Here is a 12314-nt window from a genome sequence, read left to right as displayed (position 1 = left end):
CAGAAACGCCTGACTTCATTTCCGTATCCGGTTTAAGAACTGCTGGGTACGTGGTTCTTTCGTTTGTTGGAAAATTTGCTCCGGGGTTCCCTGTTCGACAACAGCCCCCTGGTCCATAAAGATGACACGGTCGGCCACCTCTTCCGCAAAGCTCATTTCGTGGGTGACGACAACCATCGTCATCCCTTCTTCCGCAAGTTCTTTCATAACATCAAGAACATCACCGACAAGCTCAGGGTCGAGAGCCGAAGTCGGTTCATCGAACAAGATGACTTCCACTCCGGTCGCAAGAGCACGGGCAATGCCGACGCGCTGCTGCTGCCCCCCGGAGAGTTGATGGGGATAAACATCCAGCTTCTCTCCAAGGCCGACCTTCGTTAAGATATCCGCCGCTCGCTCGCGTGCTTTCGCTTTGGATACTTTTTGTACAGTCACTGGCCCTTCCATTACATTTTCGAGTGCGGTGAGATGAGGGAAGAGATTATGGTTTTGAAAGACCATCCCGGTTTGTTTTCTGAATTCGACGACCTGTTTTTTCTTTGAAGGCTTGGAAAAATCCATCGACTGATCTCCAATCGTGATTTCTCCTTCTTCCGGTGTCTCAAGAATGTTCAAAGAACGGAGCAGCGTCGTTTTCCCAGAACCCGAGGGGCCGATGACAACAACCACTTCTCCTCGGTCGACATCCATATTGATATTCTTCAGTACATGCAAATCTCCAAAAGATTTGTTGAGGTCTTTGACAATAATCATAGCAGCACCCTCCTATTTTGCGACATATTGATCCAACCTGTTCTCTACACGGTCCTGAACGAAGGAAAGACCGATACATATGATCCAGTAAATGACGGCAGCTTCGGTATAGACGAGCAGGAAATGATAGTTCGTTGCTGCGATTTCCTGTGCTTTTCGGAACATTTCCGTATACGTAATTGTCGATGCCAGCGAGGTATCCTTAATCAAGCCGATAAAGGAGTTCGATAATGGTGGGATCGATACTCTCGTCGCTTGAGGGAGTACAACACGTCGGAGAGCCTGAAAATTGGTCATCCCGATTGAATGAGCGGCTTCCCACTGCCCTTTTGGGATCGACAAAATGGCCGCACGAATAATCTCAGAATTGTAAGCTCCCATATTCAAGGAAAAGCCGATGATGGCAGAATACAACGGGTTAATCGTTACGCCCACAGACGGGAGTCCGAAGAAAATGATGAACAATTGCACAAGCAAAGGTGTCCCGCGAATAATCGACACATAGGTCCTGGCGATCCACTGAAGAACTTTCATGTTGGAAAGCCTCATGAGTGCAGTAATCACAGCCAACACTAATCCGATGGCAAATGTAATCAATGTGAGCGGAATTGTATAATACAAAGCCCCTTTCACCAAAGGGAGAAAAGAGCTTACGATAATATCGATATACTTTTCCATTTCAGGGTCTGTGAAGATGTTACTTAGATACATCTTCACCAAACCACTTCTCGGAAATTTCAAGGTATGTCCCGTCGTCTTTCATTTCCTGGAGTGCTTCGTTGACCGCTTTTACAAGATCTTCATTGCCTTGTCGGAAAAGCAAGCCGCTTTGAGAAGCATCGTCCTGACGAGCAGCGATTTTCACCGGTGCATCCTCACGGTTGTTCAAATAATCAAGCACAGACAAACGATCGTTGACAGTCGCTTCCACGCGTTTCGTTGCAAGCAGCTGCATCGATTCGTTGAATCCTTCTACACTTGTGATTTCCGCGCCATTATCGCGGGCAATGTCTGCATAATTACTCGTCATCGACTGAGCCGCATTGACACCTTCCAAATCCTCGAAGTTCTGAATGGATTCATTGTCTTTATGTGTGACAATGACCGCTGAAGACTGGATGTAAGGATCAGAAAAGGAATACTCTTCCTGGCGTTCTTCCGTAATTCCTACCTGGTTGGCAACCATATCGAAACGTTCCGCATTGAGACCCGCGAACATGGAATCCCATTTCGTTTCGTTGAATACAGGTTTGACTCCAAGACGATCCGCTACTTCTCGCGCAATCTCTACATCAAAACCCGTCAGTTTATCATTTTCATCGTGGAAGGTGTATGGACGATACGTACCTTCTGTACCAATCACCAATTCTCCACTTTCCTGAATTTGTTCAAGTAAAGTCTGATCAGTGGACTCATTTCCTTCACTGGAAGAAACCTGATCGCCTTCCTCACTGCTTCCGCAAGCGACGAGAACTGTCGCTAGAAAACCTATGGATAAAAACAAAACGAATTTTTTCATATAAGAATCCTCCCTTAAAACCAAGTAAGTTGATATGTTTTAATGACTTTTACGATGTTAAACGATTAAGGGGAGGATGTCAATATGGAAATCTTGACATAGAAAAACCTGACGAGAGATCGTCAGGTTTCTTTTCTTTCAATGCTTAATGGTTTGTGGCGGTTCTTCCATCCAGCCATGCTCGATCATGAGTTTCGCACCTTTATGAGCATACTCGAAAATATCTTTCATAAAGATGGTCAACTTCGCAGGCAGGTCATTCCGTAAACTGAACGCAGTTCCTAAAGAATTGCCTCCTAGTGAAAAACTGCAGAATAAACTCACACAATACATCATGATCTTATCGGAAAATGGCGGCACTTTCGAAGTGGTGATATTTCCACCCGCGGTTGTAGGGAACTGAATGTCGTTCTGCAATAGGACTTCACTCATTTCTTTGATTACGCCTTTCGCTAATTCTCCGCCTCTATAAAAATAATCACTGGCATCTTTATGGGTAGCACATTGAGCAAAACCAAATATCATGTGCATCCCCGTTACGTTTGATTCGATAGAATGGTGGATATGAGCGATTTCGACCGTGTTTAACGCCCGCTTCCCTTTTAACGGATTGATCATCCCTAAATAATTCGTCCCTTTCGCATGCTCCACCTGCTTTTGAACAGAAACATAAGGAGATTTAGGTAGATAACCTTTGGTCAGTAAGAATTGTGTACAATCGTCATAACACTTTTGAGTGATCTGGGTCAGCTCCTGATACAACAATGTGACATCCGGACGATAAGACATGGTTAAATTCAATGTGTGCATGCCCATGCTTATCTCTTTCACCAAACGCAAAAACATAATATCAAAACCGTTATCATAAAGCTTCGGTACCCCTTTATTGACATCGTCATGTGTAAAGCCGATGGGAACAGGAATATCTTCTGCTCGAAACATCGATTCAATTTTCCCAACATAGGGCTGGATCGTTGATCTCAAATTCGTCATGATTTGTTTGGCTTCAGGGTCATCCGCTTGTTCTATAAAATACTCAAGCATGGTAAGAATCATGGTTTTCTGCTGATAAGTCATCCATAAAGTTCCGATTTCGGATGAGGATAAACGAGGGCTTTCTGGCATATGAACTCCTCCAATTTGGATTGCATTCAGTTATTCACTGCAATATCCGTGCTTTTTTCTTAGTCTTTTCAAACTGATCGTATTCATTCACGAATAACGACGAAAAGTAGGACATAGGGAATGAATTCTTGGAGAAATTAATAAGGAACCACCAGGAGGAGGATGACGATGAGTAAAAATAGCGAAAGCAGAAAGAAAAACAATCCGAAAGGCAGAGACCGCGGATCTGCTAACCAGAAGTTGCAGGCAGCTCTCGAGGGACACAACAAAGAAAAGGATCACTTATCCGCTGCCTATATGAACAACAATACAGCAGCAGTAGATGTGAATGAAGAACAATAGCACCAATGGTAACACTTCCTTACGAGGAAAAGGCCTGTCCCTTTATCGGACAGGCCTTTGTTATCATCATTTTTGATTTTGTTTATGAGCGAGCATCTCTTTCACTTGATTGTAGGAAAGCCCGGATTGTTCATTCCGACGTTTCACTTCACTCACATTCGTTCCCGATTTTGCAAACACATCTTGTCCAGGATTGTTCGATTGGTTCATTCGAATTCACCTCCTGGATTTACTTTTCGCCCGATTGGATTCCTTTATCCTTCGAGTTTTGCAGAAAAGTACCCAAGAGCAGCTCCCAGAATAGCTCCGCCCAGAACTTCAATGGGCTGATGACCAAGAAGCTCCTTCAGTTCCTTATCCCGTTCTACGAAATCAGAACTCGGAAAGTCAACAGAAATCGCGGCAAAGTTATCTTCCAGATCGTTGACCAGTTGAGCGATTTCACCGGTATGACGTCTGATCCCTTGAGCATCATACATAACGATCACACCAAAAATCGTAGCGAGAGCTGTTTCCGTATGACGTGAGCCTTTGTTAGCAGCGATATATGTGGCAAGGGCCGAGACACCAGCAGAGTGGGAACTCGGCTGGCCCCCTGTAGTCGCGATCTGCTTCAAATCCCATTCTCCGGTCACTGTTTTATGAGTGACAATCTTTAGTGCTTGAGCAATTCCAATTGCCGATAAGGCTGTAATAATCCCTCGGTTCATCTTCTCCATTCTTGACCCTCCAGTTCATGAACATCTATATATGTTCATACCCTTTGTGTTTCGTTTTATTCAGTCGTATGCAAGAATCTCGTAGCTTTTTCTTCCCTTATCAGGAATTTCAAATGGGTTCATCTATAAAAATAAAGCTGACAGGCGGGACTTCCACCTGTCAGCTTTATTAAAATGTATTGTAAATCACATCGCATTCACCCGCTACAGGTTCATAAAAACAATGGGATTTGTATCTTCCGACCTGACTCTGACCATACCACGTCGGCGGGCAGTCTCCGTCCGGCCTGAAGTACCACAAACTGTACTTCGCCGGCCAGGATCGATACCCTTTCACATTTTTGCGCGCCAGACGTCTTTCACTTTCCCGCGCTCTCTGGTAGTACATGCCGTGCTGCAGGGCTTCAAAGGCTTTCGGTTGATTGATCACCTCCGGCAGTGTACTTACCCCTTTGAAATCCGAACAATTCACTCTTGCCCGGTTCACAGCCACAGCTCCTACATGCAGCATGCCCTGCTTTCCTTCTCCGACAGCTTCCGCTCGCAGCAATCGTGCCAACATGTCGATATGTTTACTTGGAGCTTTAATAACAGCCACGATGTCATCCCCCTTTTAGCTCACTCTTTTATATTTATTCAAAAAAAGAGGGAGCATGAAAAAAGAAGGGATTATGACAATCTTTGTCTCCTCCGTTGATGCCATAGGGTCACTTCAAGAGCAGTGAGGCACAGAAGCAGCCAGGCGATTCCAAATAAATAACCGGCAACCACGTCTGTAAAGAAATGAACCCCTAAATAAACACGGCTGACCCCGATAAAGAGAGCAATAAGAGCCAAAACTGTATTGATTGTCCATTTCCATTTCTGTTCAAGTTGACTGATTACGAAAAGATAGATAATAAAACCATAAAAAACGAGGGCCCCGGACGCATGTCCACTCGGAAAACTGGATGTAGCCCCATGATAATCGCCTTTAAACGCTGGTCTGTCGCGACTGGAGAATGATTTCAAACCTGCCGTGAGACCACTGACTCCTCCCATAGCCAGAATGAAATACACACCTACCCAGCGACTGAAGGGGGAGAAGAACAACAAATAGACAGCAAGAATAAGGGAAATGATCACCATGAAGATCACCGATCCCGCCTTAGAAATTCCTTTTGCCAATGCTTCTGCTCCCCCAAAGGAAGCCGCCTGCGCCAAATCGAACGCCTGCTGGTCAATCGCGAACTTTTCTTCTTGTAAGATACTGTTGGTCAAATCAATAAAGAAATAAATGCTCACCCCAAGTGAAATAAATCCGATCAGAATAAGTAATACAGAGGTGATGGATAAATCCGATAATTTCGTTCCAGAAAATAGCATACCTTCTCCACCTTCTTTTTTCTTTCGTGAGAAACCATTCCCTTACCTGCTGAAAATAAACGGCTCATCGCAGAATTTCTCTGGTTTTCTCCGTATTTTAAAGATATAAGAGAGGAGAAGTATTTTAGTACGGTGTTCTGTATAGTCCGTGTACTCGAAACATGTGTGGGGAGACTGAGGCGCGCGCTGGACCAACGGAACGCGCGCTGGATCAGCGGAACGCGCACTGGATTAGCGGAACGCGCGCTGGATCAACGAAAAACTGGTAAAAAAAGAACTCCCCGCTAAGGAAGTTCCCCTTTTATTATTCACCATCATAGTTGCTTTCCGGCAGTGCATCCCAAAAGGAAGGATCTGCAGATTCAAGCGACCCATCCGCCAAAGCATTCAGTGTAGCTTTCATAGCTGTTACCGCTTGTTGGATCAAGTATCCATTACTCTTCTGTCCAAGGACATAATCTTCGCGGTAGTGATCGGCCATGCCTCGCATTTCGAATAGTAAGGTAGAGATGCCGTATTCGACAGCCAGGCCATTACGGCTGATCGTTTGTGCCGTTCCTCCTGGATATTTGGAAAGGAGGCCATAACCTTTGGACTCTACGGCGTTATAGACGACCGCTCCCAATTTTTTCGACTGTTCACGGACTTCTGGATCCACTTCTGAATTGGTTGGATACAAAATAGATCCAGAAACAAGTTCACCCGTATCCCCAAGCGTCGTTTGTGTTCCCTGATGGTGTAAATCGATCATATAGTCAGGGCTGTATTTTTGCAGCACTTCCTCATGCAGAGCCTTCGTTTCAGGCTGTTCACGGTCAACGTGGTCACGGTTCAAGTCTACCCCGTTCGCATTGTAGCGCGTGTGTGTGCCTGATACGTAATCATCCAAAGAGAAGTTTACATCTCCCTCTGCTCCATCCACATTCAATCGTGGAGCTATGAGAATATTCACATTTTCTAGGATGTTTTCTACGCTCTTACCATTAGAAGTCAAATACTTGATGACTTGCAAGGCTCCTTCTGTTGTCAAAGTTTCATTCCCATGCTGCTGCGTAAGGAAAAGGACCGTTGGCTTGTCTTCGTCCATCGTGCCGAATTTCGCTAAATACAAATCTCTTCCTTTTACAGACTGGCCATAGACTTCAAGCTCAAGCGCTTCTGAACGCTGATCCAGCTTATGTAAGAAAGCAGCCATTTCTTCATAAGAGTGCAACCGTTCATTTTTAATGGTTTCATTTCCGTTATAATTTGGTCCATTTGGTCCGTTTTCTCCTGCCAGGACCGTGCCGCTTCCTGGAATTAACCCGCCTGTTGTCAAAAGCGCTCCTGTGACCGCTACTGTTAAAAGTTTCTTTTTCATCAAATACCTCCCAATTAATAGATTAATTTCCAAATACTTCATCCTTTCCGCAAAAACCTGCTTGAGCAGACAAAATGAACAAAAGTGACTAACCGTTTTTACGACAAAGTCCCATATGTATACATTCCGAACTAGGACCTCCCACCTTTTTTTTACAAAATAAAAAGGATCAGACCCTCTTCGGGAATCCTGATCCTTCCTTCACCTATTCTTCATAAGGAATGTCATTCTCTTCGCACCATTCTTTTGCGATTTCCATGTAACGACCTGTCTTGTACTTGTACCAATCATCCAACAAACCGTGATATTCTACATGCTCCCGGAAGCGGCGGAAAGCCCCGCGTCCACGGATGGCATGGAGAACCTGTTTCCTGACTTGTTCATCTTCTATTAAATAAGAGAAATCTTCTATGATTTCATAATCATCAATGTCCCATTTGCTGGGCAGTTTCACAAACCTCTCTTCATTATGGACCACCATCTCCGCACTTTTCCAGTCCTCTTCTATCCAATCAATACGTGTCTCGTATGGCTCACCCATTTCGACTTCGTCATACATCCCCGGAGGAAAATGAACGACAGCAAACGTTTCGCGATCAAAAAAAGTCATATATTCTTCCATAAGAATTTCCAACTCACCAGCAATGCTTCTCAGCTTTACCGGCATAAGCATTCCTCCTCACCCCATGCTATTTTGGTAATCCGCAACATTTTTTATATTTCATTCCACTTCCACACGGACAAGGTTCGTTTCTCCCGATTTTCCTGTCCTGTTTAAAAGGGACGACCTTTCCTCGAGTTTCTTCTTTAAATGCAGCTTGCTTTTGCCGCGACAATTCTACAGGCTTATGCCCTTTCAACATCCACAACCGGGTATGATTATTGGCGTAAACAAGTGTGTCTGCTACTTGCTGCATGACCCGTTGATCAGGAATTTCAAATACTTCTTGAAAAACCTCAAGCAGCTCATTGATATCCATTCCTTCTTTGAGAAGCCCTTCCAACAAACTGGCATGATCCAAAATCTCTTCTTGTTCCAAATCATACGAGGTTTTGACCATTTCTATCAAAGGCTTCATCGACTCCGACGGTTCGATCCCTCCACCTGGCGCTGCTTCCATTAACTGTTTCTTGGAAAATGGATAATACGGGATTTCAGGGCGAGTTTCGTGATGGGTAATCAGTTTTTCTTTTTCTTCAAAATCTAGACCAGCGCTCACAAATCCTCCCGTAACCATATTTAATTCATAATAAGAACAAAGCCGCATCACTTCAAAATAACGCCGGATATCTACTTCTGGCCCGCTAAGTCGTTCTAATGTTGAAATGGCGGCACCATGTTCGATATACCCATAATTATGGAGCATCCCTTTGGTCAGAAGAATCCACTCCGTATTTTCACGGACCTGCTGTTGAAGCTTTTGCCCATCGGCTTCACGGAACGCTCCTCTTAGTTCTTTCGGAAGGATCCATATCCGTCTTCCATCCTGAATGATTGGAAACGCCCAGGCCCGACTTACAATTTTACTAGCATATGAAAAAGAGTGGTCTTCCCCGCATACCCCCTCCTTCCCATCAGCCAACTTTTTCACAAGCTCATAGGCATCTTCATTCAAATAAGATAAAGTCCGATGCAAATGTACGGGAAGAAGTTCTTTGAGGTGATCGATTAGGTCCCTCTTATTCATCGAACTCATTCCTTGGAACCCGAAATTCTTTCTCATCTTATCCAGTTCCAACTTCGTCCGTTGTTTCAATACACCCTCGAGATCATCAATATCAGGGGAATGATTCCAAAATTTTTGTTCCTGCTTTCTTTGCCTCATCGCTTCACGCTCTTGTCCTTCTCTCAAGTTCTGAATCATCTGTTCATGATTCACAGATAGCACCTCCATGGACGACCTTTGGATGTGTTCATTCTAACATGTTAGTCCCTCATATTCAGAGACAATACAAGGGAGAACGACCCTAGGCTTTTTCCAATCTTTTCTCATACTTTTTTCACAACATTCCGTTTGCTATATGTTATCCTTGTATCCACTACGAATGATAGCGAAAACTTGCCATGGATATAGATTTGGAAATCTTTCATTCTATTATGAGCGACACAGCTGTTAGATAGACTCATGAATGAAACATCGGAGGAGCTAACATGAACATTTTAATCACAGGAGCTACAGGCTTTTTGGGAAAACAACTGACATTGAAACTACTGAAAGAGGGCCATGACGTTTATGCTTTAGTAAGGAATAAACGGAAAGCGGAAAACCTCAGTCAGGAAGTTCCGGTGGACACCAAAGAAAACCTCCACATCATCGAAGGCGATCTATCTCTTAAAGATGCGGGAGTCAGTGAAGAACAACTCTTTCTATTGAAAGATAAGATTGACACGGTTTACCATAGTGCTGCATTCCTTTCTTTTGATGAAGAAGAACGCGATAAAACATTTAAAGTCAATCTGGACGGGACAAAAAACGTACTTCATCTGGCTGAGGACATTCATGCTAAAAACTTCTACTATGTAAGCACGGCCTATACACTCGGAATGAAGCGCCATGCCACGGAGCAGTTACACGAAAAAGACCAGACATTTGTGAACGCTTATGAAGAAAGCAAATGTCATGCCGAACACCTCGTGCTCAGCTATGGTCATACGTTAAACATTAAAATCTTCCGTCCTTCGATCATTATCGGAGATTCGCAAACCGGAGAAGCAGACACAAGTTTTGCCTTGTATGGAGTCATTCGCGGCCTGGAAATCCTCAAGAAACGGACAGCACGAAAAAAAGAACTTCAGAACCAAACATTTAAGTTTTTGTGTAATGGAGAGACGAGTCAAAACTTCGTGCCCGTCGACTATGTAGTGGATGTACTCCACGCAGCCCTGATCACGGATCACCCAAAGGACATCTATCACATTACCAATCCTCATCCACCAACGAATCGGTTGTTGTTTGAAATGGTCAAGGAGAAACTTGACTTTCATAATATCGAGATGGTCCCATCCGATTACGATGGTGAATTAACGAAAGAAGAACAAGGATTTAATGCTCCGATGCAGGTGTTCCGTCCTTATTGGAATAAAAACATTGATTTTGATGATACAAACACCCGGGAACTCCTTCATAAGAATGGAATGAATCATTTGAATATGGACAAGGCGATGATTGAACGGATCCTTTATGGAAACAGGACGCCGGTCAAGCCCTAAAACCAAGAATGACCGAAGAAGTGATTGCTTTTCTTCGGTCATTTTTTTAAGAAAAAAGGGATATTCAGGAAAAGATCGAATGGTATAAAAGGTACATTACAAAAGACCAGGAGGAATCAATCATGTTAGACTTCCCACAACCCGATGTGGAGCAATTTTTTCAAACCTATGGAATAGAGACGTTTGCCATAAGTCCGGATGAGTCCCAGCTTGTCTTCAGTACAAACTTGAATGGCAAATACAATCTATGGGCGATGGACCTGCCACATACATTCCCCTATCCACTCACGTTTCATAATCAAAGCTGTGAGCACATCACCTACGATCCTAAAGGTGAATTCATAATAGTTGTAGTGGATGAAGATGGTGATGAAAATGGCCAGATTTATGCGGTCCCGCCTCAGGGGGGAACCCTTCAACCTGTTAGGAAAAAAGAAGGCGCGCGCCACATCCTCCCCTTTATATCCGATAACGGGAAACAGTTGTATTATACATCAACAAAAGATGATGAAACGTTCATGAAAGGCTACCGCTACAACTTAGACACTGATGAGGAAGAAGTCATTGTCCACGGCGAAGGTGGGATGACGATTCTCGTCGACAAAAGCCCTGAGGAGAAAAGCTTTCTCTATATGAAAGGTTTTTCGAATACATACCAGTTGTTTTATGTAAAGACAGAAGAGGAAGAGCTTCTTCTTACTCCTTCACCTGAGCCTCAGCACACGGTGACCGAAGCCGTTTTCGTTTCCGAACAGGAGATTTATTTGCTCACCAATTACGAAAGTGACTTCTCCTACCTCGCCCGCTTCAATCTAGAAACCAAGGACTTTGAAAAAGTCGCTCATGTAGAGTCAGAGGACTTCAAGCAAATAAAGTATGATCAAACAACCGAATCTCTCTACATCATCAGTGAAAAAGGAGTACGCGATCAGCTTTATCGTTTTAAGCTCGACGGGGACAAACTCGAGGAGCTGGAGTCACCAGTTGGCGTCATCGATCAACTTGTCATTGCTGCGTCTGGAACGGTTTACCTTCGGGGAGACTCTGAAACAGTACCTGCCAATCTATATAAACAGTCGGAAAAAGGCTGGGAACCGTTAACGAAATACGGGGTCCCGGGCGTGAAAGATGAGTATTTGATAGCGCCTGATTATGTTACCTATGAATCTTTTGACGGCTTGGAAATTGAAGCTCTCCTCTACCGTCCAAAGCCTGAACGAGATAACGGCCATATGATCCTTTGGCCGCATGGCGGACCACAAGCGGCGGAACGCGCTTCCTTCCGCTCTCTTTTCCTGTTCCTCGTCCATGAAGGATACAGCCTTTTCGCACCCAACTTCCGGGGATCGACAGGATATGGTCAGAAGTTCGCAAAAATGATCGAAGGCGATTGGGGACATGCTCCAAGGATCGATAATGTCGCTGGTCTCGACTGGTTGATTGATGAGGGATATGCAACGAAGGATCGCATTCTGCTGATGGGTGGGAGTTACGGAGGTTACATGGCACTCCTTCTTCACGGCAGGCATCCGGAATATTTCAAAGCGGTCGTCGATATCTTCGGTCCGTGCAACCTGTTCAGCTTCATAGATTCCGTTCCTGAACACTGGAAGCCGGCCATCGCCCAATTCGTCGGTGACCCTGAAAAGGATAAAGAAAAGCTCGAAGAAGATTCTCCGATCAACTACCTAGATACCATGACGAAACCGATGCTTGTCATCCAGGGGGCAAAGGATCCCCGCGTAGTCAAAGCCGAATCCGATCAAGTTGTTGAGGCTTTGAAAAAGAAGGGAAGAGACGTGGATTACATTGTCCTGGAGGATGAAGGGCATGGGTTTTCCAAGAAAGAAAACGAAATCCTCGTGTATAGGAAAGTCCTCGACTTCCTTCAAAGATACACGCAATAAAGATGAAAAAGAA

Annotated in this window: 14 protein-coding genes; 3 read left to right on the top strand and 11 right to left on the bottom strand. The window is 44.4% G+C overall.

The window, feature by feature from the left end:
• Positions 1 to 15 precede the first annotated feature (15 nt).
• The 4 genes from GLW00_RS11070 to GLW00_RS11055 all read right to left on the bottom strand — a co-directional run bounded on the left by GLW00_RS11070 (position 16) and on the right by GLW00_RS11055 (position 3397).
• Positions 16 to 753 carry an amino acid ABC transporter ATP-binding protein gene (locus GLW00_RS11070; RefSeq protein WP_160914024.1) on the bottom strand — a complete coding sequence of 246 codons (738 nt, stop codon included), beginning with the start codon at positions 751 to 753 and terminating at the stop codon, positions 16 to 18.
• 12 nt (positions 754 to 765) lie between these two features.
• On the bottom strand, positions 766 to 1464 hold the full coding sequence (locus tag GLW00_RS11065) for an amino acid ABC transporter permease (RefSeq protein ID WP_160914022.1): 699 nt from the start codon (positions 1462 to 1464) through the stop codon (positions 766 to 768).
• Positions 1451 to 2272, bottom strand: coding sequence for an amino acid ABC transporter substrate-binding protein (locus GLW00_RS11060; protein ID WP_160914020.1), 822 nt, complete (start codon positions 2270 to 2272; stop codon positions 1451 to 1453). The genes GLW00_RS11065 and GLW00_RS11060 overlap by 14 nt, the downstream gene beginning before the upstream one ends.
• Positions 2273 to 2410: 138 nt before the next feature.
• Positions 2411 to 3397, bottom strand: coding sequence for a DUF3231 family protein (locus GLW00_RS11055; RefSeq protein WP_160914018.1), 987 nt, complete (start codon positions 3395 to 3397; stop codon positions 2411 to 2413).
• A gap of 168 nt (positions 3398 to 3565) precedes the next feature.
• Here GLW00_RS11055 and GLW00_RS11050 point away from each other — a divergent pair, with 168 nt between their 5' ends.
• The gene (locus GLW00_RS11050; protein WP_160914016.1) at positions 3566 to 3739 is read left to right on the top strand and encodes a hypothetical protein; all 174 of its coding nucleotides are present in this window, start codon (positions 3566 to 3568) and stop codon (positions 3737 to 3739) included.
• 66 nt (positions 3740 to 3805) lie between these two features.
• Here GLW00_RS11050 and GLW00_RS20505 read toward each other — a convergent pair whose 3' ends face one another.
• From GLW00_RS20505 to GLW00_RS20900, 7 genes are all read right to left on the bottom strand, one after another.
• A complete protein-coding gene (locus GLW00_RS20505) occupies positions 3806 to 3949 on the bottom strand; it encodes a hypothetical protein (RefSeq protein WP_202412465.1) in 144 nt (47 codons plus the stop codon).
• 44 nt (positions 3950 to 3993) lie between these two features.
• On the bottom strand, positions 3994 to 4458 hold the full coding sequence (locus GLW00_RS11045; protein ID WP_160914014.1) for a divergent PAP2 family protein: 465 nt from the start codon (positions 4456 to 4458) through the stop codon (positions 3994 to 3996).
• 169 nt (positions 4459 to 4627) lie between these two features.
• Positions 4628 to 5056 carry a cell wall hydrolase gene (locus GLW00_RS11040; RefSeq protein ID WP_160914012.1) on the bottom strand — a complete coding sequence of 143 codons (429 nt, stop codon included), beginning with the start codon at positions 5054 to 5056 and terminating at the stop codon, positions 4628 to 4630.
• 71 nt (positions 5057 to 5127) lie between these two features.
• On the bottom strand, positions 5128 to 5823 hold the full coding sequence (locus GLW00_RS11035) for a phosphatase PAP2 family protein (protein WP_160914010.1): 696 nt from the start codon (positions 5821 to 5823) through the stop codon (positions 5128 to 5130).
• Positions 5824 to 6127: 304 nt separating this feature from the next.
• Complete coding sequence (locus GLW00_RS11030) at positions 6128 to 7183, bottom strand: M14 family metallopeptidase (RefSeq protein WP_160914008.1); 1056 nt, start codon at positions 7181 to 7183, stop codon at positions 6128 to 6130.
• Between the two features lie 205 nt (positions 7184 to 7388).
• Positions 7389 to 7850 carry a UPF0158 family protein gene (locus tag GLW00_RS11025; RefSeq protein WP_160914006.1) on the bottom strand — a complete coding sequence of 154 codons (462 nt, stop codon included), beginning with the start codon at positions 7848 to 7850 and terminating at the stop codon, positions 7389 to 7391.
• Between the two features lie 22 nt (positions 7851 to 7872).
• Positions 7873 to 9063, bottom strand: a complete 1191-nt coding sequence (locus GLW00_RS20900) for a YecA family protein (protein WP_160914004.1) — start codon at positions 9061 to 9063, stop codon at positions 7873 to 7875.
• A 272-nt stretch (positions 9064 to 9335) separates the two neighbouring features.
• Here GLW00_RS20900 and GLW00_RS11015 point away from each other — a divergent pair, with 272 nt between their 5' ends.
• Positions 9336 to 10394, top strand: coding sequence for an SDR family oxidoreductase (locus GLW00_RS11015; RefSeq protein WP_160914002.1), 1059 nt, complete (start codon positions 9336 to 9338; stop codon positions 10392 to 10394).
• Between the two features lie 122 nt (positions 10395 to 10516).
• Entirely contained in the window at positions 10517 to 12301 is a 1785-nt protein-coding gene (locus tag GLW00_RS11010; protein WP_160914000.1) for a S9 family peptidase, read from the top strand.
• Positions 12302 to 12314 lie beyond the last annotated feature (13 nt).

Source organism: Halobacillus litoralis (assembly GCF_009856445.1).
Taxonomy (GTDB): Bacteria; Bacillota; Bacilli; order Bacillales; family Halobacillaceae; genus Halobacillus; species Halobacillus litoralis.
The sequence above is the reverse complement of the archived record's forward strand: the minus strand, read 5'-3'. Positions and strand labels throughout refer to the sequence as shown.

Coding starts and splice junctions, on each gene's coding strand:
- GLW00_RS11070 (WP_160914024.1), bottom strand. CDS start 753: ATGATTATTGTCAAAGACCTCAACAAATCTTTTGGAGATTTGCATGTA.
- GLW00_RS11065 (WP_160914022.1), bottom strand. CDS start 1,464: ATGTATCTAAGTAACATCTTCACAGACCCTGAAATGGAAAAGTATATC.
- GLW00_RS11060 (WP_160914020.1), bottom strand. CDS start 2,272: ATGAAAAAATTCGTTTTGTTTTTATCCATAGGTTTTCTAGCGACAGTT.
- GLW00_RS11055 (WP_160914018.1), bottom strand. CDS start 3,397: ATGCCAGAAAGCCCTCGTTTATCCTCATCCGAAATCGGAACTTTATGG.
- GLW00_RS11050 (WP_160914016.1), top strand. CDS start 3,566: ATGAGTAAAAATAGCGAAAGCAGAAAGAAAAACAATCCGAAAGGCAGA.
- GLW00_RS20505 (WP_202412465.1), bottom strand. CDS start 3,949: ATGAACCAATCGAACAATCCTGGACAAGATGTGTTTGCAAAATCGGGA.
- GLW00_RS11045 (WP_160914014.1), bottom strand. CDS start 4,458: ATGGAGAAGATGAACCGAGGGATTATTACAGCCTTATCGGCAATTGGA.
- GLW00_RS11035 (WP_160914010.1), bottom strand. CDS start 5,823: ATGCTATTTTCTGGAACGAAATTATCGGATTTATCCATCACCTCTGTA.
- GLW00_RS11030 (WP_160914008.1), bottom strand. CDS start 7,183: ATGAAAAAGAAACTTTTAACAGTAGCGGTCACAGGAGCGCTTTTGACA.
- GLW00_RS11025 (WP_160914006.1), bottom strand. CDS start 7,850: ATGCCGGTAAAGCTGAGAAGCATTGCTGGTGAGTTGGAAATTCTTATG.
- GLW00_RS11015 (WP_160914002.1), top strand. CDS start 9,336: ATGAACATTTTAATCACAGGAGCTACAGGCTTTTTGGGAAAACAACTG.
- GLW00_RS11010 (WP_160914000.1), top strand. CDS start 10,517: ATGTTAGACTTCCCACAACCCGATGTGGAGCAATTTTTTCAAACCTAT.